The following is a 21,573-nucleotide window of genomic DNA, read 5'->3' as shown; positions in this document are numbered from 1 at the left end:
ACTATTGGGCAAAGTTCCTTACCGTTATAACGAATAGAGCGCCGTGGTGGCGCTCTAACATCTGGGTTTGCTTGTATCCTATCGTAGTTCAATAACTCTGACTCATGATGATTAAAACGAGCCGAATCCAAGGAAATTCTCAAGCTTGCAACAAGTGTTCTCGTTACAACGGAGCGAGATTATAACATATCGCTGAAAATTTTCCTCATTTCAGTGCTATTCGCCACTTTTATACTTTTCTTCTGCAATGATTAACTGCTCTATATCATTGTTACAGACGAAAGAGCGAAGCGCCTCAAACTTATCTTCATCCCACGTGTAGATTTGCAGCGCGAGCAGCTTATCGATGGTGTCTTGCTCAAAGCGAAGCTTGATGGGTTTTGCGGGCGATCCTGCCACCACGGTATAAGGCGGGATATCTCTAGTCACCACACTGTTTGCCGCGATGACTGCACCTTCCCCAATTTTGACACCAGGCATGATCATCGCGCGCATACCAATCCAAGCCGCATCACCAATAACGGTATCGCCTTTGCCTTGGTAAGATTGCTCAATGTCATCAAGAAACGGATACAGACAGAACCAGTCCGTCCTGTGATTGTGGTTGCCGCCCATCAAAATCACCGCTTCAGCCGCGATACAAACGTAATCACCGATGTAGAGCTGATCGACTTCCCACCTCGGCTGCCACGCTTTACTGATTTCATCGCCATGCAGATAACGCACGACCGAATCTTCAAAGCCGTTATCCCAACAATCGCTGTAATAACTGTGGGTGCCTTTGATGTGGATGTTTTGGTTTTGCACCACTTGGTGCAGGTACTGAAATTTGGACCAATGTTTTTTCATGGCAATTACCTTAATAGAGTAAATGTATGCCACGGAACGATTTCTCGTGTCGTTGTTGCTGCGTTCTCAGTCAACGACGCCTATTGGATGCGGGGTTGCAGTAATAATGGATTGTTCATGAATGTGCCCTCCAGCGCGCACACTATAAAAACTATGTATAATTTTCAAGCAAACCAAACAAATAACAAGATTCCGAAAATGAAAAGTCACTCTGCCTTTGCCTCTCTGCTGTTGTTTGCTGCCACAACGTCTGCGAGCGAAAACATTAAAATCGAATACCTCCCAGCGGAAACTGCCGATGATCGCTTTGCTGCGCAAGTGATTGAAAGCAGTGAAGTGAACGACATCTTTGTCCAGCTTTCTGATGATTACTTCCCGTTTGATAACCCACTAATACTGACCTACGGTGGCGAAGACGGTCCACTTTACGATCCAGAAACCCACACCATCCATATTCCCTACACCTTCTATCTGGAATCATTCAACTACTTCACCAACAACAAATACCAAGAACGTTACGGTAAATCACCGAAAACGGGCGCGCTCGATACTTTGCTGCACACGCTATTGCACGAAGCCGGACACGCTTACATTGCCGATCAAAACATTCCGGTACTGGGTAAAGAGGAAGATGCGGTCGATAACTTCGCGACCATTTTGTTGATTGACTACGTTGATGAAGGTGCCGATGTGGCGATCAGTGCTGCAGACATGTTCGCATTCGAATCCGACGACAGACCGGACTACTACGATTTTGGCGAGTACATTGACGAGCACAGTTTCGATCTGCAGCGCTACTTCTCTACCCTGTGTCTAGTTTACGGCAGCAATCCAGAGCGATATAAAGCCTTGTTAGATGAGGTAGAAAAAGATTACTTACGCGATCGTAAAGAGTTCTGCCAATTCAATTACGGCAACATCCGTGATAATTGGCTGCATTACTTGCAAGACAATGAACTAAAAGAAAAATAATCGCGTAAAAGGGATAAGAACCGCCAATAATGAGCTCAATCATGACCAAACTGACCGTATTTTACGATGGCACTTGTCCCTTGTGCGCCAAAGAGATGAAGGCGCTAAAACAACGCGATGCCAAGCAGCACATCAAAACCGTCGACATCTACAGCGAGGCGTTCGCCGCTTATCCGCAGATCGATCCGGAGCAAGCCAACACCATTTTGCACGCACTCAACGATAAGGGTGAGCTGCTGCTTGGGTTGGACGTGACTCATCGTGCATGGCAACTGGTCGGTCGCGGTTGGTTGTATGCACCGCTGCGTTGGCGCATTATCAAATCTGTGGCGGACTGGCTTTACCTCAAATTTGCCAAAAACCGCTACCGCGTCTCCTACTGGTTAACGGGCACTTCCCGCTGCAATAACGGTTCGTGTTCACGTTAATTGTGATCCTGCTTAAAAATGCTACGACCTTAGTCTAAATTTATAAACTTCCTGTACTTCTGATTGATTAACTCGGTTAATCTCTAAGCATTACAACAATAAGTATTAATAATTTTATCAGGCAAGCTTATTCAGCTTGTCACTTGTAACGCTGCGCCGAGAGAAGGACGTCTCTATGAATCTGACGATCAGAAAACGACTATATATCCTTTCAATAATTCCAATTCTAACCATGGCAATAGGCATGATGTGGTTCACCTATCTACAAACCACAGCCTACAACGAACACGAGATTGAGCAGACTCGAAGTCAAATGATGGAGATGAAAAAAGCCGAGCTCAAAAACTACGTCCAAATGGCGCGCTCCGCCGTCGAGCCACTACTCGCTCAAAATGCCTCGCTTGAAGAAGCACTGCCTATCTTGAAACAGTTGGAGTTTGGCCAATCCGGCTACATCTTCGGTTACGATTCAAAAGGCGTGCGTGTCGTGGTGGGTAAAAACACCAAAGGCATCGGAGAGAACTTCTATAACTTGCAGGACAAGAAAGGCAATTACCTGATTCAGGATTTGATCAAAAATTCCAAAACAGGTGCGTTCACGACTTATTATTTCCCGAAACTCGGTCAGAACGAAGCGCTACCAAAATTGAGCTACTCGGTCTTTATTCCTGAATGGGATTTGATGTTGGGAACGGGTTTCTACACTGACGATATCGACGCCATTGTGGCAAACATGGAAGAAGCCGCGCATCAGGCCCTCAACACCACACTGACGGCAATTGCTCTGTTCTGTGTCTCGATTGCAGCTATCGTAGCGGTCTTCGCGGTGTTTGTTAACCGCAGCATCATGAAGCCTATTGAGCAGTTTGATACCTCAATTCACTCTTTCGCGCAAGGCGATGCAGACTTAACCGCGCGGATGGAAGAATCAAGCGTGCCGGAGTTCACTCAGTTGAGCCGTAACTTCAATATCTTCGTTGAAAGCCTGCAAGGCATCATCAAGAGCGTTAGCCATGTCGGGCAAGAAGTGGTTTCAGAGACCAACGACATGTCACAGCGAGCATCGCAAGTGGACGAGTTGGCTTCAGGTCAACGTGAAGAAACCGAACAGGTCGCTGCGGCAATGACCGAGATGACAGCAACGGCGCACGAGATTTCCAGCAACGCTAACCAAGCGGCGCAATCCGCCAAAGACGCCGATGAAAATTCACAGCAAGCGAAACACATTGTTGATTCCGCAGCGAACTCCGTCGAAGCGCTCGCGCTAGAAGTATCGGAAGCCAGCACGGTGATTTCTCGTTTAGAGAGCGATGTACAAAACATTTCTTCTTCGCTAGAAGTGATTCAAGACATTGCCGAGCAAACCAACCTATTGGCACTGAACGCAGCCATTGAAGCAGCCCGTGCAGGCGAACAAGGTCGCGGCTTCGCAGTCGTTGCCGATGAGGTCCGTAAACTGGCGAGTCGCACTCAAGACAGCACTGGCGAAATTCACCAAATGATTGAGCAATTGAAGTCTGGTTCGGATGCGGCAGTGAAAGCCATGGGTTCAAGCCAAGCGCGTGGTGAAGCAACGGTTGAGGAAGCACGAGCTGCCTCTGCCGCACTGCAAGAAATCCAAGCCGCAATTGCTAACATCATGGACATGAACACCCTGATCGCAACGGCAACTGAAGAGCAAAGCCAAGTTGGGCAAGAGATTTCACAACGCATCGAAGTCATCTCTCAACAAAGCAGCCAATCGGCACACCTTGCCAACCAAAACCGCACAGGCAGTGGCAACCTCAACCACAAAGCTAACGAGCTGTACGACTTGGTCGGTCGCTTTACGGTCTAGAGCTTTCCTCAAGCACTCAACATGCAAACAGCGACGCCAAACGTCGCTGTTTTTATTTCTGCTATCCTCAGAAGTCTTAGCTATAATGCCGCCAACTTAGCACCCACAAGGGCAAACCAGATGATTATTATGACCACCAATTTCGGTGATATCGAGATTGAACTGAATCTAGAACGAGCGCCAGTTAGCTCAAAGAACTTCAAAAAATACTGTGAAGATGGCTTCTACAACGGCACCATTTTCCACCGCGTTATCGATGGCTTTATGATTCAAGGTGGCGGTCATACAGAAGACATGGCAGAAAAGCTAACGCGCGCACCGATCGCGAACGAAGCAAACCGTGGTCTAAAGAACCTTGTTGGCACTATCGCAATGGCACGTACCGATGCACCGCACTCTGCAACGGCACAGTTCTTCATTAACTTGGAAGACAATGATTTCCTAGACCACACCGCAACCACCAACCTAGGCTGGGGCTACGCAGTGTTTGGTAAAGTGACCGCGGGTATGGATGTCGTAAATCGCATCGCGAAAGTAAAAACGACCTCTAAGCTTGGTCACGATGATGTGCCATGCGATCCAATCATTATTGAGAAAGTGACGGTCAGCGAATAAACCCATTCACCTCTTCGGAGAAATCGTCGCTATAAAACGACAAAAGCGCCTAACGTCTTATGACCTAGGCGCTTTTTGTTTTTGTTGCTGAAAAAATGAGCAGCGAGTTTACAGTGTAAAGAGTGAGCAGTTCTAGCGATTACATCCCTTTGAACAAACTTTGAGATGCACGGCTCACAGGGAGCTTGTTTTCTCCAACGTGAACAAACATCCTTCCAGCAAAGTCTTTGTTTATTTTGTTAATTTTGCACACTTGCACCACGCTTGAACGGTGCACTTGCCAGAACTGTTCTGGGTTAAGCTGCCCTATCAACTCTTTCAACGATGTACGAATCAAATACTCCTGCACTTTGCCTTGTCCTTGTTGTGCATACACAGAAACGTATTTTTCTTCCGCTTTGAAATACAACACATCAGACGTGGCAATCAGATGAATATCTTCCCCTTGCGTCGCTTTGATCCACTGAAGATATTGCGGCGTTTGTGGCGCGGATAATTGTTGTAACTGTTCTAACAGGCTGCTCATCTGCACATTACTGCTTTCTTGCTCTCGCTTAGCAAGGCGTGCTTTCACTCTTTCACACGTCGTCAGCAGGCGCTCATCCGAGATAGGCTTGAGCAAATAATCGGCGGCATTTTGTTCAAAGGCTTTGATGGCGTAATCATCGTACGCAGTGACAAACACAATCAAAGGTGGATTGGCGAGTTGATTGAGTTTTTGCGCTAGTGTCATGCCATCCAGAACTGGCATACGAATATCAAGAAACGCAATGTCAGGTTGGTTTTGCTCAATGACTTGCAACGCTTGTTCACCATCCGCGACTTTGGCTATCACCTCTAGCTCTGGCCACACTTCAGCTAGGCTTTTATCAAGATGACGCCTCAATAGCGGTTCATCATCAGCAATAATGGCAGTAAACCCTGTATTCATTCCTTTCTTCCTTGATTACGATTCCATTGGCCAGCTCAGGCGAACACATACGCCACCCTGAGCAGACTCACTGATAGAAACCTCTCCTTGCCCGGCGAACAAAGCTTCAACTCGCTGCTTGAGATTACTTAAACCGACGCCTGACCCCATGTGCCCACTCACGTGATTTAAGCCAACACCTGTGTCTCTGACTTCAATCAGCAAGTTCTGTTGTTCGCGCTTAATCAGCAAACGGACTTCACCGCCTTCTCGCTTCGGCTCAATACCATGGATGATGGCGTTTTCGATTAAGGGTTGAAGCATCATCGGCGGTAACTCGCTTCTACCTAGCCCCTCTTCTACCTCAATCTTGTAACTGAGTCGGTCACCTAAACGGGTTTGCTGGATGCCTAAGTAAGCCTCAATTAACGCCGTTTCATTGTCTATGGTAGTTTGCTCTTCACGTGAGCTTTTGAGCGTTGCACGCAGCAGCGCGGTTAACTGTTCTAGCATCAGCTTAGCTTTATCAACATCTTGCGACATGAGCGCACTGATATTTGCCAAGGTATTGAATAAGAAATGCGGCTCAATCTGGCTTTGCATCTGCTTAAGCTGACTCAGCAACAGCGCACGATCTTGCTCTGCTTTCTCGCGTTTGATGGCTTCCAACTCTCGTTGAGCGATTGCATGTTGCTCGCGTGAGTAGAAATAGAAAAAGCACATGGCACTGAATAACAACCCCATGAGTCCAACCGATAGCATACCTGAGATGCCGAAATATTCTTCGAGCCAAAACTGGGCGTTTACCACACCGAACAATAAGCAAGCCGTCAGCGAGATAGCCACTTCCGCCAAACGAGGAATGGTAGGAAACAGGCGGTCGACAAGCCATGAGAAGAAGATAGCCGAATAGCCAAATCCAAAACTCACCATAACATGAACGTAAAATGAGCCACCCCAAACAGAAAGCGTCATTGCTGCGATAAAGAGACAAAATGCCGTGGTCACTAATAAGCTACGCGACCATCCACTTTTCACCACTGATTTTGCTGAACACATTTAGAACTTCCCTTTGATGTTAAATACAATCATATGCTTATCATTGATTTGTGCGTAAGCAGATTGGTCGTCTCCGGTTAAAAAGCGTGCGGCAACTTCCACTTCTACACTTTGATCGCCAGTATCAATCCATTGGTAGTTAAGCCACTGCGTGACAATCACACCACCATCTTGCGGCGACAACATCACATCCAATGTGGGTGTTATATCGCTTAACCAGCCCATATCCGCTTTACCGTTCCATGCAGCCCACGCTTCCACATCCCAACTCCAGTGCAGCATTACGTTATGCTGAACGATATTGGCATGCTGAAACCCTTGGGCGTAGCTTGTCGCAAGTAGAGCGCTGCTAGCCAACAAAGAGTTGTTAGGATCAAGGATCTGAGAGAGTAATTCACCACGCTCTATTGCTTGTTGCCATTCGCTTTTCGACCATGCTCGGCTGTCGTACCAATATTCAGCAATCACGTTATGTCCGGCTTGGTTTGCCCAATTCACCCCAACTAAGGCTTGGAATGCACTGCCCTGCTCCTCAACCGAAACGGGTTGGTAAAGATCACCCTGCTGAAACTGATAGCCGACACTTTGTTTTTGCCACAGCATGGAACCGTGCATGGCGATGGATTCATCCCACACGGCAATGGTACTGGCTCCGAGCAAACCTCGACGAACATCATCGTAATAACCAATCAGCTGATATTCTGTGTCACCCACCAGCGCATAACGACGAATACCAACACCTTGTTGCTCTGCGGCTTGATCAAGTGCACTTTGGTCTTGTTGCCCCCAGCTTGAATCGGTCGCAATGACGGTCCATTCGCCGGCCATATCGTAGTGTGAAAGTGAAAACACACCCGCGCCCTCTTCTGCGACTATGCCAACAGGATTTTGTCGATAAGGCTTAAACAGATCCAAAGGTCGGTAGCCATAACCCACGCCCCAATCCACGCGTAACTTACCCAAACTCACATCAAGAGTGGTATCACCGACTTGCCACTCCCCTAGCCAAGCAAGCTCTCGAATCAGCAATTGGTTATCAGCTTCACTCCACCAGTCACTCTCTCCTTGTTGGTTGAGGTACAAACCTTGGCTATACAGAGCAAACAAGCCACTGAAGTTTTGATAGTTCACCTGCACATCCAGTAGCGCATTAAGTGAATCGCGAGAACTGCCCTGCGCCTGCATAAATGCGCTATCCCGTTGCTTGGCAGTTTCGTAACTGACAACCCAATCCCACTCAAAACTCAGTTCGTCATTAGCAAAAGCAGGGGCTGACGCGCCCACACACAATGAGGCAGCAATCAACAAACTGGTGCTTTTGTTAAGGTTAGGCTGGCGCGATTTCATGTGACTTCCTTGCTCGTTTTCATGGTTCTATTTACGAAGCTCAGACTAAAGCTGAGTCGTATTGGCTTTAGGCAGATAGCTTGGGTTGTAGAACTTGTTATCCAGTTGCCAAGGCACGATTTCTTGGTACTCGATAACGGTTTTTTTGCTCGGCTGAATGCTATCAAGCAAGGTCATCTCACTGACGTAGTCTTCACCGTTGTCGCTTGCACGTCCGTATTGCGCTTGCTTGGCGAGTTTGCCCGAGCGCAAGTAAAGATCAGCTTTGATTGGAAACGCATCTTGCTCAGACAACCACAAGTCGATCTTCTGATAGCTCGCCCCTTTGGTTTTCGCGGTTAACGCAAGGTGATAAGCCGCGACACTTTCTCCGTTCACCGAAACAGTTTCTGTCGCTCTCCATTCACCTTGATAATCTTGGCTCCAAGTCAGGGTTGAGATGTCGCCGATAGACGCTTCACCAAGAAGCTTCTGCATCGGCGTAATGCGAATCGGACGGCGGCTCTTTGGCATTTGCAGCCAGTAGTTGTCGCCCATCATCAGCATCTTTTGCCCAGCTTCGACTGCCGATTTGAACACCACCAACGATTCACGATTTGGACGCGTGTACACATGGTAAAGGCGGGTTTTATCTAACTCTTGGTCTTGATATAAGCGCACCAGTGACACCACTTTGGAGGAATCATCTTGCAAGCGGTAGCTGTCGGCTTTTTCAATCAATTGCGCAACTTGCTGTGCATCTAGCGCTGTTTCATTTGCACTGACATTCATGCTTGCAACGCCGCTTACCGTCAGCAGTGCAATTGGTAATAGTGATTTGAAATTAAACATAAATCAGTGCCTCCGTAATTGGCTTGTTCACCCCTTTGCGTGCCGAGAAAAACGCCGCAACCAAACAAATCATCAATACTGCGAATCCTGCGACAGCTACCAGCTCCCAAGAGAAGTAAATCGTCAATGGGTAACCTTCTGTGCGTCCTGGCGGTGGCGGCATTTGCACATCCACGACCATCAGTAAAATGGTGACTAGTGCCGTAAACAAAGCGCCGATTAAACTGCCAATCACCGCGAGTAACCCTGCTTCGCGCAAGAACCCAGCAATGATTTCGCGAGGGTAGCTCCCAAGTGCCGACAAGGTGCCTATTTCACGTGTACGCTCGGTGACCGACATGGTCATGGTGTTGAACAGCGCGACAAAGACCACCAACGCCATTACTGCGCCCATGATGCCGAAGATGCGGTCGTACAAATCTTTCACTTTGAGATAGAAGAACGCACGTTCTTGCCAAGGCGTAATCTCAATATCTTGGTCACCAAAGTTCTGTTTTTGCTTACTCAGAACCGAAGCCACTTGTTGCTCGACTTGGCTCGTTAAACTGGTGTCGAACAGGAAGACCGATAACGCGCTGACTTTGTCTGAGCCCAACAACGATTGCGCGCTGTTGATGTGCACGTACAACTGGCGTTTATCAAGCTCTGGTACGCCTGTTGAATAGATGCCACGAACTTTGAAGTCATACGCGTTCAATGCACCGTCGGTAGTGGTCGCCAGCAAGGTAATCCAATCGCCAACGTGCACGCTTAGGTTGTTCGCCAAATCAACGCCGAGCATCACTTCTGGCTCTGCAGGGTCATAACGCGATGCATGAATGTTGGACAGCGTCTGCCCTTCACGCACATCCAAAAACGGCCCTTTCATATCGAATTCGCGTTCGTTCACGCCAATGCCGATAAAGATCGATGATTTGTTACCGTTGGAAATCAAACCGCTGAACTCAACTCGTGGCTGCACGCCTCGCACTTCGTTTATGCCTATCAATTGCTTGGTGATATCGTCGGCGTGAGTTAAACCGTTACTCAGTGGCATCTCTTCTTCTTTGGCGAAGTAACCCGGTGTGGTTAACGTCAGATGCCCCGTGTCACGCGCTGTCGATTCTTTCAAACTGTCGTAGGTATACAGACCAAAACCACCCGCACTGGTTAACGCAAACACGGCAATGGCGATGATCAGCATCGACAACAAACTGCGGCGGCGATTGCGTTGCAGGTTCAACCAAGCAAGGCGAACGGAAACTGGAATTAGCTTGCCCATGAAACCTCCTCCACACTTGCGTGCGTTTGGGTAATCTTGCCGTCCACCAACTCAATGGTGCGGTCACAACGGGATGCCATGCGAGGGTCGTGAGTGGCGACGATAAAAGTAGTACCAAGCTCGTGTCCGAGCCCTTTCATAATATCGATGACCTTGTTGGCAGTTTGGCTATCAAGACTTGCGGTTGGCTCATCAGCAATCACCAACGCCGGTTTGTGCACTAAAGCGCGCGCAATTGCCACTCGCTGCTGCTGACCGCCTGATAGGTTATCGGGCATGTGATGAATAAACTCGCCCAAACCAACGTGTTCTAGCATTTGTGTGGCGAGCTCGGTTTGCTCTGCTTTTGAAAAGCCGTTGAGATGCAGCGGATACGCCACGTTCTCTAACGCTGTCATCACAGGCACAAGATTGAATTTTTGGAACACAAAGCCAAGCTTTTCACGACGCATTTTCGCAGCCTGCATTTGTCCGGTTGGGTATGGGCTGCCTGCAAATGTCACCTGACCTTGGTATTGAGTATCCAGCATGCCAAGCACGTTAAGTAAGGTGCTTTTGCCTGAGCCCGACGGTCCGCACAGCGCCACCATTTCGCCGGCAAACACTTCACCAGATACGTCTCGCAATGCACGTACCGTTTGGCTACCAAGGGCGTAATCACGGCTAAGTTGATTAAATACGATCATGGCGCCTCCCTAATATTTCGCTAGCAACGCTTTCGCGGTTTGCGTTTCTAGATTGCTGTCGCCCAATTGTTCCATTTGCGCTAACCATGTTTTGGCTTGTTGAACATCTTCAGCGCGCAGTGCCGCTTCAATGGCATAACGGTAAATCCACGAAGTAGCCGCGAAAGGTTGTTGGCTAAAACTCGGTTCATCGAGCAGAGAAAGGTACAGCTCGTAGCCACGCTCAAAGTGATTGAACATGTCTGGCAGAGAGGTAAACGTAGTGGCTGCCATGGCGGTAGCTAGCTGGTATTCCGGCAAACCTTGTAAGCGTTGCTGCTCTTGCAGTGGTACTGGCTGATTCGCCATTAAATCCAAACCTTTTTGGATTGTGGCAAGACCGCGCTCGGTGAACTTCATCTTGTTCCAAGGCATAAACGCTTCACGACCTTGCAACGTCTCAGCACTGCCTAAATACACCAAGGTCACTGGCGTTGCGCCCTGCTCTTCGAGTTGTTTAGATAATTCGCCGTAAACGGTATCAACTAAGCCAGAGTCACCCTGCGCCGCTTGGTTGAATTGACTGAGTGTGCGCTCGCTTGGGTTAGCCAGAGCCAGATTGCTGCTGAGTGCAAATGCGGCGATAAACATACTTGCCAGTTTAAGAGCTTTGATTGAGCGAGATTGAGAAACCATCATGTACTGTCCTTAGTTGAACGTGATTTGATGGTTTCAGATTAAGGGAGAAGATCGCACGCTGCTTTTGCATGCGACCAATGGCAGTTATGCGGAGTGAATGGTATTGAGAAAGGATGAATGGTTTTGCGTTTCGGCAGCCTGCAATATCGCCTCAATCATTAAGCTGAGCGCCTTAGGCTGGTAGTTGCGCTGACGATAAACCAAATAGGCTTGACGATCCCCACGGCTGTAGGACTGCGCGACCTGCACCAGATTCAGCTCAGGTTTCACATGACGAATCGGAATCGAAGCGATCCCCAAGCCGTTTTCCACTGCTTTGATCACTGCGGTTATATCATTGACCACTAAGCGCGGCTTGCAGTTGAGCATGTCTACCAACTTGTCTTGTTGGTAGATAGGCACTTGCGTGGTGTGCGTACTGGCGACCCAATCTTGCTTAGCTAAATCCTCTAAGCTTTCAATGCTACCGCCCGCTTGCACTAAGTACTCAGGGCTAACAAAAAAGGCATGCTCCGCTTTAAACAACGGGCGAGCGATCATGTCGTCTAACCCGTCCAATTCGAATGTCACCACCAGATCGCGATCGGTTTCTGGAATCGAATTCACTTGGCTAAGCAGCAGATCAATGGTCACTTTTGGGTAGGTTTTGATGTAATCCTCCACCACCTTGTCGACCAAGTCATTGTAGAAGCGACTTGGCATCACCAATCGAATTCGCCCTTCGACTTGTTGGCTTTGCTGGTTGAGCTGCAAGATGCCGGATTCAATCTGCGCCATCGCACTGCTGAGCTGATCAAACGCCTGTAAGCCTGTCTCGGTTGCCACCAACTCACGGCCTTTCTTCTCCAGCAATCTCAATCCTAGACGTGCTTCCAGCGCCGATAAACGACGAGACATAGTAGAGACCGGCAGTTCGAGCTTTTTCGCTGCCGCGAGCAGAGAACCTTGCTCAACCACTGAGCAAAACAGGTACAGATCATCAACGTTTCCAAATATGGAATTCATACTTCTTCCATTGGCTATTTTTTCCAATTTTAGATGAGTATAACCTAGCCCACGTAGAAAAGAGACCCGAATATGCCGTGAACGCGGCGCTTAATAACGAATGAATACTAGGTACAGACGTGAAAGAAAATTTTTATAAATACGCGATATACACTGTTTTTTCAGCGGCAGCTTTGTTCTCCGCTTTTTTAGTCACCTCAGATAATGTTTCCCCTTTCACCACCCAAGCGACACTGCATCGCAATGTCGCAACCATTGCGCCGGAGGTATCTGGCGTGATCACAGATGTGATGGTGAATAACGGCGAATTGGTTGAAAAAGGTCAGCCACTGTTTGCTATCGATGCCAGCAGCTACCAATTGAAAGTGGCACAAGCGAAAGCCGAACTGCGCCAAGCACGTGAATCAGATTCCGCGAAATGGCAACAATTGGCAGCAGCGAAACAAACCCAAAGTCAACGCGAATTCGAATACCACAACGCGAAGCAAAAACTGACGCGTAACCAGAAACTACGCAATAAAGGGCTGGCAACCGAGCAAGAGCTTGATGACGCGATCACCAATACACAAGTCGCCAGCAGCGCGGTGGAAGCGGCGAACGCGGAAGTAAAACGCATTGAGGCAGAGCTTTCTACTCAAGACCGCACAGCGGCTATTGAACTAGCAGAAGCAAAACTTGCCAGTGCAGAGCTGGATTTAAGCCACACCCAAATCGTGGCGCAAACTGAAGGTGTGGTAACGAACTTGCAACTGCAATCAGGCAGCTACATCACACAAGGCACAGCGTCTTTGATGCTGGTGGACGAAGCTCATGCGTGGATCAGTGCAGACTTCAACGAAAAAGGCATTGATAAGCTAACTAATGGTCGCGAAGTGTTGGTGTCCTTCGATGCCCTACCGGGCAAAGTATTTACTGGTGAAGTCAGCAGCCAAGAGCGTGCGATTTACGATACCAACAATGCTAATGGACAGCTTTCTAGCGTGACCAATGATACTCGTTGGATCCGTGAGCAACAGAAAGTGCGTACTCGCATTACAGTTAACGAATTGGATCCTTCAATGATTTCTGGTTCACGAGCGAGTGTGATCGTTGAAAGCGGCAATCCTGTTATGGACGTCATTGGCTCGGCTTGGATTCACTTGGTGGCGATGTTCCGCTACATCTACTAGGGGGTGAACCATGTGGACCTTCGAAAACCTGTTTCAAAGTCGTTCTGAGCGCAATGAAGCACTGCGCGTTGCCCTTACTGTGACGATTTGTATGGTGCTGGGCAAACTGCTGAATCTTGATTCTCCGGTTTATCTGGCGCTGTACCCAACCATCATCATGACCAAGAACAAAGACTATTCTTGGCTTGGCCTGCTTCGCACCTTGCTACCTACGTTATTAGCAGCAAGTACAGCATTGGTGGTAACTGAAGTGTTTTCACAACATCCGTTTGTGGTGTGGACCATTAGCTTGTTCTTCTTCGACTTTATGCGCCGCAGAGCGACCACACCGCCGAAGAAAGGTCAGATGCTAATGCCAACCTTCAACTGGATTCTGATTGTGGTGTTTGCTCAGCACACCACCATGGACATGCCAATGCGCATTCATGAAATCCTGCTATCGATGCTGATTACCATGGTCGTCGCAAAAGCCATGGTGACTCTGTTCCCTGTTGAACGTGGCGGCAAGCCACCAGCATTTGAAGAAGAACCTGTTACGTTTGAGAACCGAGCGATTTCACTCGCATTGATTGGTCTTGGTGTGGCGTTCTTGATGATTGTCGACATCATCTCGGCAACGTTTTGTTTGGTGCCAGTGATTGCCGCAGCCACACAAACCACACACAAAAGCTTTATCGACGTGGTTGACCGCCGTTTTCAAACTCAGGTGGGCGGCTGTGCATTGGCTGTAGTGTTCACCTTACTGATGGCTGGGCATCAATCCACGTTCGGTTACTACACCATCGTATTGGGTCTGCTTGCCTTTATGATCACCGCATCAATGGCAAAAGCGAAAGGCCCAGCCAAAGACGTCCATGCCGACGCGTTATTAGCGACCATGTTGCCGATTCAGCTGTACATGACCAGCAATGAACTGGGCTTGGAGAGCACCTTCCTCCGAGCTTGGGAGCTTACCGTGACTTTGTTTGTGCTGTGGGCGTTGTACCATTTCACGCACAAACCAGAAAAAGCTCAAGCCTAAGCGTGCCATCGCCTTAAGTACCCAATACTTAAGGCGATTCCCTTCCAATTTTGCTCATTTCATTGCGCTGTCTGTACCAATTTCCATTTCAATCTTATAAAAAATGTGGCGCAAAACCTCAGCCTGGTGTATTTATCCTTCCCACGACTTTCCAAGTCAGCTTACCCATAACAGGCGGCGTCGCACACTCCTCTCTTGCACACCTTTGCGTGGTGTCTGTTATTTCCAAATTGGATTCTTAGCATCGGAATAGTTTGAGCTCGCAGAGTTCTGGTTGTTTTCGCCCCGCGTTGGGGCGTTTTTAGGTTGTAGAAGATGAACAAGCGTTTCTTCCCTAGGATTGATTTGCCATTGCTGATGGCGATCATTCCGATCATGCTATTGAGTTCACTCACTCTCTGGAGTGCCAGTGGATTTAATGAAGCTATGCTATTTAAGCACCTCGCTCGATGCGGTTTGACGCTGGTGTGTATTTTGGTCATGTCGTCGATTCCTGCGTCCAGTTATCAACGTTCAGCGCCTTATTTGTATCTGGTTGCGGTTTCGCTCTTGGCTGCCGTTGCCCTGTTTGGTGATAGCACCAATGGCTCACAGCGCTGGCTTGATATTGGCTTCTTCCGCTTTCAACCCTCTGAGCTGATCAAGCTCTCCATCCCCATTATGATCGCGTGGATGCTGCATCTAGAAGGTGGCCGACCAGACATTCGCAAAATTGCTTTCTGTTTGCTGATCACCTTTGTGCCTGCGGGCTTGATTGCCTTACAACCAGACTTGGACGGTGCTATCTTCACGGTGATCTACGCGTTGTTTGTACTGTTCTTTGCTGGCATGAGCTGGAAGATAATTGGCGGCTTTTTGGTGAGTATTCTAACGCTGGCACCAATACTTTGGTTCTTTGTGATGGAAGCGTATCAAAAAAGCCGTGTAACGCAGTTCTTGCACCCTGAATCGGATCCATTGGGTTCAGGCTACCAAATCATCCAATCATTGATTGCGATTGGTTCTGGCGGCATGAAAGGTAAAGGCTGGATGAATGCCACTCAAGGTACACTAGGCTTTATCCCTGAAAGCCATACTGACTTCATCTTCTCGACCTACGCAGAAGAATGGGGCTTTATTGGTTGTGTGGTGTTGTTAGCGCTGTATTTGTTCATTACGGCACGTGTGATGCTGCTGGCGTGCCAATCTGAGCATTTCTTCAGTCGCTTAGTGAGTGGCGCATTGGCGATGAGCTTCTTCCTCTATGCCTTCATCAACACCGGCATGGTAAGTGGCTTGTTACCAGTAATGGGCAGTCCACTGCCGTTCTTTAGCTACGGTGGTACGGCGATGCTGACTCAAGGCATCTGTTTTGGCGTGATCATGTCGCTGTGTTATTCCAAGTACCGAAACTCCTAAACGCTAGTCACAATAGAAAAGACAAACAACACGATCAAAAAAGGCTTCCCTCTGGGAAGCCTTTTTTACAACTGGAGAACCGAATTATAGTTCGCCGTTGTGGTATACCTGTTGAACGTCGTCACAGTCATCTAGAAGGTCTAGGAACTTCTGGAATTTCTCTGCATCTTCACCCGCGACTGGCGTGTGAGTTTGCGGAACGAATGTGATTTCTTCAACGTCGATCACGAGATCTGGGAATGCTGCGTTAAGTGCAGTTTTCGTTTTGAAGAACTCTGTATGAGGAGCAAATACAGTGATCACGCCGTCTTCTAGTTCAACGTCAGTAACATCAACGTCGTCCATCATTAGCGTTTCAAGAATGACTTCATCATCTTCGCCTTTGAACTGGAATACTGCTTGGTGATCGAACATGTGAGAAACTGAACCTTCAACACCGATCTTCGCGCCTGTTTTAACGAAACATTGGCGAACGTCTTGGAAAGTACGGTTACCGTTGTCTGTTAGACAGTCAACAATCACACTTGTGCCGCCAGGGCCAAAACCTTCGTAACGTGCTGGTGCGTAATCTTCACCGCCACCGCCGTTCGCTTTATCGATCGCTTTATCGATAACGTGTGCAGGTACTTGGTCTCTTTTCGCTTTACTGATCAGGTGCTTCAGAGACAAGTTCATGTCTGGATCACCGCCACCGTTTTTAGCGCACATGTAAATTTCTTTACCGTATTTGGAATAAACTTTAATTTTTGCGCCTGCAGTTTTCGCCATAGAGGCTTTGCGCACTTCAAAACTTCTTCCCATCGGGATGTCTCTCTAAATTCAAATTTAATGCGAAGGATTTTAGCAAAAAGCGAAACTTTTTCCATTTCGCCCTGCAAAGGAATGGGGAGGTCACCTCTTCCGCCGCAGTAATTTCATTTACCGCCACGATTCGCTTTACGCGACACCCATTACTCGTTTGTACTTATCGACTGCCTGTTGAAAAAACACTTTTTCGCCAGCGTCGTTAATCTTAGACAATTGTTCTTCTATCGCCTCAGGACCAGATTTGGCCTCTTTGAGTTTCCAAACTAAAAACGACGCTTGTTTATCAAGTTCGATTTTATTTTTCTCGTCAGGCGGCAACAAGGATAGATTGAACGACATTCACAGCCTCAAGGTACTTTAAATACTAGCCGCGCACTATAACATACAGAATTACCATTTAAGAATAGAAACGCGCTTATCTTGATCAATTTCAAGTTGCTTCTTTAGGTTTATCCCGAGTTTGCAGCTCTTGTGGTAAGTGCTGCTCAAAAATTTGCTGCAACCGCTCCTTCGTCACAGGCTTAGAGACGAATTCATTCATTCCGACATCAAAACAACGTTTTTGGTCTTCTTTGATGACATTCGCACTCAAAGCAATGATTGGCACTTGTTTGCCCCATTCGCTCATCTGTCTAATATTTTCTGTGGCAATAAAGCCATCCATGACGGGCATCTGACAGTCCATGAGAATGAGATCAAAATGGTTTGCTTCGCATAGTTCTAACGCTTCTTCACCGTGCTCAGCCACACTGACTTGCATACCCAATTTTTCCAACATGATGCGTACAACTTTCTGATTCACAGCCGTATCTTCGACCACTAGTATCCAAGGTTTACTTTCATCTCTTGGGGAGAAAGGCACGCTCTGCGTTTTACTTTCTCCGTTCGGAAAATCGAGAATATTGGGAATGTTGGGCGTGCTCGGAGAGATAGGCTTATCACTGACGACAATCAAAGGGATGGTGAACTCAAAACAACTACCAAGTCCGGGCTCACTCGTGAGACGAATTTGCCCTCCCATCACTTCAACTAACTTCGCACAAATGGCTAATCCTAATCCAGTGCCGCCATATTTACGTGTGGTGCTGCCATCTGCTTGCTGAAACTTCTCAAACACCGCTTGCTGGTTTTCTTTGGCGATACCGATCCCAGAGTCCACAACTCGAAAGTGCACTTGTGCGAGCTTATCTTCTTTGCTCACAAGGGAAACCATTAGTTTCACGTGGCCTCGTTCTGTAAATTTCACGGCGTTGCTGAGTAAGTTACTCAAGACTTGCTTCAGTCGGCCAACATCCCCTTCCACCTCAGACGGCAATTGCGGATCAATATCGCACACTAACTGTAAATGCTTTTGCTGTGCTTTTACTGTGTGCAAGCTGCCTACTTCATTAAGCAACTGCAGCAGATTGTAGGTCGCCGCTTCGAGTTCGATCTTACCCGCTTCAATCTTGGAGAAATCAAGAATATCATCGATGATCACCATTAGTGAGCCGGATGAACTGTTGATGATGTCGACATATTCGTGCTGCTGATCATCTAACTTAGTATCACCGAGTAATGATGCAACTCCAATGATACCGTTCATCGGCGTACGTATTTCGTGACTCATTGTGGCAAGGAATTCACTCTTCTTGCGATTGGCCACTTCGGCTTTTTCACGTGCGTCTTCAATTTCACTTTGGTGTTCACGAACTCGTTCAACGCTTCGATTATATTTGTGTTCTAGTAACCCTACTTCATCAAAGAACCAACGCTGAGGCAGTTGCAATTTGCTTGGCACATGCCCGCCACTGAAATCGCTCACCGCTCCAGAGAGTAATTGCAATGGTTTCACCATCAAACGAAAGGTAACCCAAAGCACCCCAAGAATGAGCAAGAAGATCTTGATCGCCTCGGCGATCACAAGGAAAAAGAAAGTTTGCCATAATCCTTGGTAGATCGGACTCAGATCCGATTGCACCGTAACCTCTGCAAGATCATAAGTTTTGACGCCCATGTCATACTGTAATGGCCACTGGCGCTTGATACTGTCGGATCCTAATGGCGATCCTAATTCCACGATCACTTCATCCGGCGTAGCAATGAGTAAATAGTCGACCGAAGGTAAACGCATCGCCCCTTCAGCCTGTGTCAATAATAGCTCTCGATCTTCCACCCATAAGCTGGCAGAAAAACCAGACAAGTAGCTGGTTTCAACCTGCTTCAACTCCATATCTAAACGAGCAAGGTCATCATTGAAATCACGATACAAACTCAAAGAAGAGATAATCACGGTAAAGATAAAACTCAACGCAAAAATCGCCAACATAAGCTGGTTGCCGATGCTAAACCGACGTTGAGTTCGCTCTTTTTTTTCCATATGAAATCACTCCCTTAATCTTGCGCTACTATAAATATAGTCTGGTCACGACAATAATCGAGGTTAGGATGAAAGGACTCTTACGGACATTGGGCTTTAGTTTCATAGCCCTAAGCACGCACAGTATGGCAAGTGAAGTGAACTACTACGTGATTTCTGAACAAGCCAGACCATTTCAAATAGAACAACAGGGTGAACAGCATTCCGGAATTGTGACGGATATCGTCAGTGAAATTTTTGCCGAGTCCAATTATGAAGTGAAATACCATACTTATCCGTTTAAACGCATGATCTCCGTTTTGGAAGCGGGCGGAGAAGAGAATTGGGTGACTTACGGCAGCCCAAATTGGGGCAAGGTACAATCAGAAAATTTGTCAGAGCAACCTATTTACACTGTAAAACATGTATTGGTTTCCAGCAGTAAAGCACCATTTAAATTCAGCGATATGGAGCACATGCAAGGCCGCTCAATCGTACTTCTACTCGGCTTTGATTACCCAAACCTCAGCCCGTTTTTTGATAACGGCACCGTGAATGAAATGCGCGTCAAAGATTACGATGCAGCGTATCGAGTTCTGCAAAGAACCCCTGGCGATACCGCATTTGTTGAAATGGAATCGCGGGTGGTATACAACATCAAACGTTTAGAGCTTCCGATGAGCGATTTCCAGATCCAATCTTTTAGTAATGTGATCCCAGATTACTCTATCTATCTAGCCTTCTCTCCGAACATGAAGCCGGAAGTACAGAGCTTCATCAATAAGCGCCTAGCAGAGCTCAAAAGTTCGGGTCAAATCGACAACATCATCAAAAAATACATCTAACCGCTCATATCTAACCAACAATGAAAAGCCGCCAGCTTATCGAAGCTGGCGGTTTCATTTTTATATCTTCTCTGTGATTAATCTTGTTCGACAAATTTGGGATCGAACATGTGGCCGAGCTTATTGGCTTTGGTTTGTAAGTAGTGTTGGTTGTTTGGGTTATTGCCCTCTTGCAGTGGCACTCTTTCTATCACGTTGATGTTCACCTTCGTCAGCGCTGCAAGCTTACGTGGGTTGTTGGTCATCAAACGTACTTCATCGATTCCAAGATGCTCCAGCATCCCTTTGCAAAACGCGTAGTCACGCATATCTGCGGCAAAGCCAAGACGCTCATTTGCTTCGACCGTGTCTGCGCCTTCGTCTTGCAAGTGATACGCACGAATCTTGTTGATTAAGCCAATCCCCCTACCCTCTTGGCGCAGATAAAGCAGCACACCGCAGCCTTCTTCGACAATGTTTTGCAATGCACGGTTAAGCTGGAAGCCGCAATCACAACGCGTACTGAACAGCGCATCACCAGTTAAGCATTCTGAATGCAGGCGAATCAGCGGCGCTTTAGTGTTTGCAGGGTCGCCATACACCAAGGCGAGATGTTCTTTTCCTGTCGCGTTCTCGATAAAACCATGCATGATAAACGTGCCCCATTGAGTTGGCAGTTTGGCTTTATCGACAAAGCGAACCAGACTATATGGCTCTACATGTTTTAGTTCAGCACGTACGTTCATCAGAATCTCCCCTAAATGGTTTTCACCAGAGCCATCACCGCCATCGCCCCAGAAGGCATCTTTGTGCGAATGTTCGGTAAGACAGGCGTTTCCTGTCTGCATCAGCTGTTGGGCAAGCTGAGGGTTTTGCAAAAACTTCTCACGCACAACAAACGCCATCACAGAGAGTTTGTCGTCCTCCCAGTCTTCACGCACGAAGTGTTGATATTGACGACTGAGGGCGAAAGCTTCATCAGGCGTCTTCGCTGATTGGATTTTACTTTGCAGTTTGAGGTCGTTGAACTTTTGGGCTTGGTAGTAGTGTTCGCTGGTGGGCCAAGATTGAGCTGAGACTTGAATCGGGGCATGACAGAAATTAGAAAGAAAGCCGTGAGATTCATCGGGCTCATAGAAAAGGATCTGATCAACCATAATCGTACTCCTGACGTTGCTGTTTTAATAGTCAACAAAAAGCATATTGCTATTGATATAATCTTTAGTAACGCTGTAGGAGAAAGTCAAACAATTGGTTGTAAAACAAAAAATGAAAAGGGCAGTCTTATGACTACCCCATGATTGGTATTACCGTAGTGCGAGAATTAGTGAATCAAGCCAAGTTCCCTTGCTTCTTCGATGCTCAAACCGCTTTCACGGATTTCACGAAGTGCTTCAATGCGTCGTCTTGCTTCTGCTGACTTCACGATTTTCTCAGGTCTCACAACGGATTCTTCTTCTGGGAGTTCCCATTTGTGAGCGATGTTGCTCATCTCTTCATGGTCGATAGAATTAATGGACATATTTCCTCCGAACACA

General features: G+C 47.5%; 22 protein-coding genes. 8 read left to right on the top strand and 14 right to left on the bottom strand.

From position 1 onward, the window contains the following. Positions 1-216: 216 nt before the first annotated feature. Entirely contained in the window at positions 217-849 is a 633-nt protein-coding gene (locus L1076_RS21665) for a CatB-related O-acetyltransferase (RefSeq protein WP_039973855.1), read from the bottom strand. Between the two features lie 198 nt (positions 850-1,047). Here L1076_RS21665 and L1076_RS21660 point away from each other — a divergent pair, with 198 nt between their 5' ends. From L1076_RS21660 to L1076_RS21645, 4 genes are all read left to right on the top strand, one after another. Beyond that, a complete protein-coding gene (locus tag L1076_RS21660) occupies positions 1,048-1,821 on the top strand; it encodes a DUF4344 domain-containing metallopeptidase (protein WP_039974069.1) in 774 nt (257 codons plus the stop codon). A gap of 41 nt (positions 1,822-1,862) precedes the next feature. Next, entirely contained in the window at positions 1,863-2,249 is a 387-nt protein-coding gene (locus L1076_RS21655; RefSeq protein ID WP_237304449.1) for a DUF393 domain-containing protein, read from the top strand. A 175-nt stretch (positions 2,250-2,424) separates the two neighbouring features. Next, complete coding sequence (locus L1076_RS21650; RefSeq protein WP_237304448.1) at positions 2,425-4,086, top strand: methyl-accepting chemotaxis protein; 1,662 nt, start codon at positions 2,425-2,427, stop codon at positions 4,084-4,086. Positions 4,087-4,206: 120 nt separating this feature from the next. Then, complete coding sequence (locus tag L1076_RS21645; RefSeq protein ID WP_237304447.1) at positions 4,207-4,701, top strand: peptidylprolyl isomerase; 495 nt, start codon at positions 4,207-4,209, stop codon at positions 4,699-4,701. A 139-nt stretch (positions 4,702-4,840) separates the two neighbouring features. On the opposite strand, the gene L1076_RS21640 is transcribed toward L1076_RS21645, so the two are convergent. The 8 genes from L1076_RS21640 to L1076_RS21605 form a co-directional block, all read right to left on the bottom strand. Then, complete coding sequence (locus tag L1076_RS21640; RefSeq protein WP_237304446.1) at positions 4,841-5,632, bottom strand: LytTR family DNA-binding domain-containing protein; 792 nt, start codon at positions 5,630-5,632, stop codon at positions 4,841-4,843. A 15-nt stretch (positions 5,633-5,647) separates the two neighbouring features. After that, entirely contained in the window at positions 5,648-6,670 is a 1,023-nt protein-coding gene (locus tag L1076_RS21635; protein ID WP_237304445.1) for a sensor histidine kinase, read from the bottom strand. Beyond that, the gene (locus L1076_RS21630) at positions 6,671-8,017 is read right to left on the bottom strand and encodes a hypothetical protein (protein ID WP_237304444.1); all 1,347 of its coding nucleotides are present in this window, start codon (positions 8,015-8,017) and stop codon (positions 6,671-6,673) included. It lies immediately after the preceding gene. Between the two features lie 45 nt (positions 8,018-8,062). Further along, on the bottom strand, positions 8,063-8,848 hold the full coding sequence (locus L1076_RS21625; RefSeq protein ID WP_005448874.1) for an outer membrane lipoprotein-sorting protein: 786 nt from the start codon (positions 8,846-8,848) through the stop codon (positions 8,063-8,065). Beyond that, positions 8,841-10,109, bottom strand: coding sequence for an ABC transporter permease (locus L1076_RS21620; RefSeq protein ID WP_237304443.1), 1,269 nt, complete (start codon positions 10,107-10,109; stop codon positions 8,841-8,843). Before L1076_RS21620 ends, L1076_RS21625 begins: the two co-directional genes overlap by 8 nt. Then, positions 10,097-10,795 carry an ABC transporter ATP-binding protein gene (locus L1076_RS21615; RefSeq protein ID WP_005374479.1) on the bottom strand — a complete coding sequence of 233 codons (699 nt, stop codon included), beginning with the start codon at positions 10,793-10,795 and terminating at the stop codon, positions 10,097-10,099. The genes L1076_RS21620 and L1076_RS21615 overlap by 13 nt, the downstream gene beginning before the upstream one ends. A 9-nt stretch (positions 10,796-10,804) precedes the next feature. Then, a complete protein-coding gene (locus L1076_RS21610; protein ID WP_039973871.1) occupies positions 10,805-11,473 on the bottom strand; it encodes a hypothetical protein in 669 nt (222 codons plus the stop codon). Between the two features lie 84 nt (positions 11,474-11,557). Then, positions 11,558-12,478 carry a LysR family transcriptional regulator gene (locus L1076_RS21605; RefSeq protein ID WP_237304442.1) on the bottom strand — a complete coding sequence of 307 codons (921 nt, stop codon included), beginning with the start codon at positions 12,476-12,478 and terminating at the stop codon, positions 11,558-11,560. Positions 12,479-12,597: 119 nt separating this feature from the next. Between L1076_RS21605 and L1076_RS21600 the strand changes: the two genes are divergently transcribed. The 3 genes from L1076_RS21600 (at position 12,598) to rodA (ending at position 16,066) form a co-directional block, all read left to right on the top strand. Beyond that, entirely contained in the window at positions 12,598-13,647 is a 1,050-nt protein-coding gene (locus L1076_RS21600; RefSeq protein WP_005443462.1) for an HlyD family secretion protein, read from the top strand. A 10-nt stretch (positions 13,648-13,657) separates the two neighbouring features. Then, a complete protein-coding gene (locus L1076_RS21595) occupies positions 13,658-14,668 on the top strand; it encodes a DUF2955 domain-containing protein (protein WP_237304441.1) in 1,011 nt (336 codons plus the stop codon). A gap of 315 nt (positions 14,669-14,983) precedes the next feature. Continuing rightward, a complete protein-coding gene (gene rodA / locus L1076_RS21590) occupies positions 14,984-16,066 on the top strand; it encodes a rod shape-determining protein RodA (protein ID WP_045406521.1) in 1,083 nt (360 codons plus the stop codon). Between the two features lie 84 nt (positions 16,067-16,150). Here rodA and L1076_RS21585 read toward each other — a convergent pair whose 3' ends face one another. The 3 genes from L1076_RS21585 to L1076_RS21575 all read right to left on the bottom strand — a co-directional run bounded on the left by L1076_RS21585 (position 16,151) and on the right by L1076_RS21575 (position 19,232). After that, positions 16,151-16,867 carry a YebC/PmpR family DNA-binding transcriptional regulator gene (locus L1076_RS21585; RefSeq protein WP_038869888.1) on the bottom strand — a complete coding sequence of 239 codons (717 nt, stop codon included), beginning with the start codon at positions 16,865-16,867 and terminating at the stop codon, positions 16,151-16,153. 135 nt (positions 16,868-17,002) lie between these two features. Beyond that, positions 17,003-17,212: a DUF3283 family protein gene (locus L1076_RS21580; protein WP_038869889.1), complete on the bottom strand. Its 210-nt coding sequence runs from the start codon at positions 17,210-17,212 to the stop codon at positions 17,003-17,005. Between the two features lie 91 nt (positions 17,213-17,303). Next, entirely contained in the window at positions 17,304-19,232 is a 1,929-nt protein-coding gene (locus tag L1076_RS21575) for an ATP-binding protein (protein ID WP_039973875.1), read from the bottom strand. Positions 19,233-19,300: 68 nt separating this feature from the next. On the opposite strand from L1076_RS21575, the gene L1076_RS21570 reads away from it, so the two are divergent. Beyond that, a complete protein-coding gene (locus L1076_RS21570; protein ID WP_038869892.1) occupies positions 19,301-20,056 on the top strand; it encodes a transporter substrate-binding domain-containing protein in 756 nt (251 codons plus the stop codon). 77 nt (positions 20,057-20,133) lie between these two features. On the opposite strand, the gene ribA is transcribed toward L1076_RS21570, so the two are convergent. Both ribA and L1076_RS21560 read right to left on the bottom strand, forming a co-directional pair. After that, on the bottom strand, positions 20,134-21,192 hold the full coding sequence (ribA, locus tag L1076_RS21565) for a GTP cyclohydrolase II (RefSeq protein WP_237304440.1): 1,059 nt from the start codon (positions 21,190-21,192) through the stop codon (positions 20,134-20,136). A 167-nt stretch (positions 21,193-21,359) separates the two neighbouring features. Further along, a complete protein-coding gene (locus tag L1076_RS21560; RefSeq protein ID WP_038869893.1) occupies positions 21,360-21,557 on the bottom strand; it encodes a hypothetical protein in 198 nt (65 codons plus the stop codon). Positions 21,558-21,573: the final 16 nt, after the last annotated feature.

The sequence above is a fragment of the Vibrio sp. MMG023 genome, assembly GCF_021654215.1.
Lineage (GTDB): Bacteria > Pseudomonadota > Gammaproteobacteria > Enterobacterales > Vibrionaceae > Vibrio > Vibrio jasicida.
This window is presented reverse-complemented; position numbering and strand designations above follow the sequence as displayed.

What these genes read in the sequence shown, in the direction of transcription:
- L1076_RS21665 (WP_039973855.1), bottom strand. Translation starts at nt 849, where the DNA reads ATGAAAAAACATTGGTCCAAATTTCAGTACCTGCACCAAGTGGTGCAA.
- L1076_RS21660 (WP_039974069.1), top strand. Translation starts at nt 1,048, where the DNA reads ATGAAAAGTCACTCTGCCTTTGCCTCTCTGCTGTTGTTTGCTGCCACA.
- L1076_RS21655 (WP_237304449.1), top strand. Translation starts at nt 1,863, where the DNA reads ATGACCAAACTGACCGTATTTTACGATGGCACTTGTCCCTTGTGCGCC.
- L1076_RS21650 (WP_237304448.1), top strand. Translation starts at nt 2,425, where the DNA reads ATGAATCTGACGATCAGAAAACGACTATATATCCTTTCAATAATTCCA.
- L1076_RS21645 (WP_237304447.1), top strand. Translation starts at nt 4,207, where the DNA reads ATGATTATTATGACCACCAATTTCGGTGATATCGAGATTGAACTGAAT.
- L1076_RS21640 (WP_237304446.1), bottom strand. Translation starts at nt 5,632, where the DNA reads ATGAATACAGGGTTTACTGCCATTATTGCTGATGATGAACCGCTATTG.
- L1076_RS21635 (WP_237304445.1), bottom strand. Translation starts at nt 6,670, where the DNA reads ATGTGTTCAGCAAAATCAGTGGTGAAAAGTGGATGGTCGCGTAGCTTA.
- L1076_RS21630 (WP_237304444.1), bottom strand. Translation starts at nt 8,017, where the DNA reads ATGAAATCGCGCCAGCCTAACCTTAACAAAAGCACCAGTTTGTTGATT.
- L1076_RS21625 (WP_005448874.1), bottom strand. Translation starts at nt 8,848, where the DNA reads ATGTTTAATTTCAAATCACTATTACCAATTGCACTGCTGACGGTAAGC.
- L1076_RS21620 (WP_237304443.1), bottom strand. Translation starts at nt 10,109, where the DNA reads ATGGGCAAGCTAATTCCAGTTTCCGTTCGCCTTGCTTGGTTGAACCTG.
- L1076_RS21615 (WP_005374479.1), bottom strand. Translation starts at nt 10,795, where the DNA reads ATGATCGTATTTAATCAACTTAGCCGTGATTACGCCCTTGGTAGCCAA.
- L1076_RS21610 (WP_039973871.1), bottom strand. Translation starts at nt 11,473, where the DNA reads ATGATGGTTTCTCAATCTCGCTCAATCAAAGCTCTTAAACTGGCAAGT.
- L1076_RS21605 (WP_237304442.1), bottom strand. Translation starts at nt 12,478, where the DNA reads ATGAATTCCATATTTGGAAACGTTGATGATCTGTACCTGTTTTGCTCA.
- L1076_RS21595 (WP_237304441.1), top strand. Translation starts at nt 13,658, where the DNA reads ATGTGGACCTTCGAAAACCTGTTTCAAAGTCGTTCTGAGCGCAATGAA.
- rodA (WP_045406521.1), top strand. Translation starts at nt 14,984, where the DNA reads ATGAACAAGCGTTTCTTCCCTAGGATTGATTTGCCATTGCTGATGGCG.
- L1076_RS21585 (WP_038869888.1), bottom strand. Translation starts at nt 16,867, where the DNA reads ATGGGAAGAAGTTTTGAAGTGCGCAAAGCCTCTATGGCGAAAACTGCA.
- L1076_RS21580 (WP_038869889.1), bottom strand. Translation starts at nt 17,212, where the DNA reads ATGTCGTTCAATCTATCCTTGTTGCCGCCTGACGAGAAAAATAAAATC.
- L1076_RS21575 (WP_039973875.1), bottom strand. Translation starts at nt 19,232, where the DNA reads ATGGAAAAAAAAGAGCGAACTCAACGTCGGTTTAGCATCGGCAACCAG.
- L1076_RS21570 (WP_038869892.1), top strand. Translation starts at nt 19,301, where the DNA reads ATGAAAGGACTCTTACGGACATTGGGCTTTAGTTTCATAGCCCTAAGC.
- ribA (WP_237304440.1), bottom strand. Translation starts at nt 21,192, where the DNA reads ATGGTTGATCAGATCCTTTTCTATGAGCCCGATGAATCTCACGGCTTT.
- L1076_RS21560 (WP_038869893.1), bottom strand. Translation starts at nt 21,557, where the DNA reads ATGTCCATTAATTCTATCGACCATGAAGAGATGAGCAACATCGCTCAC.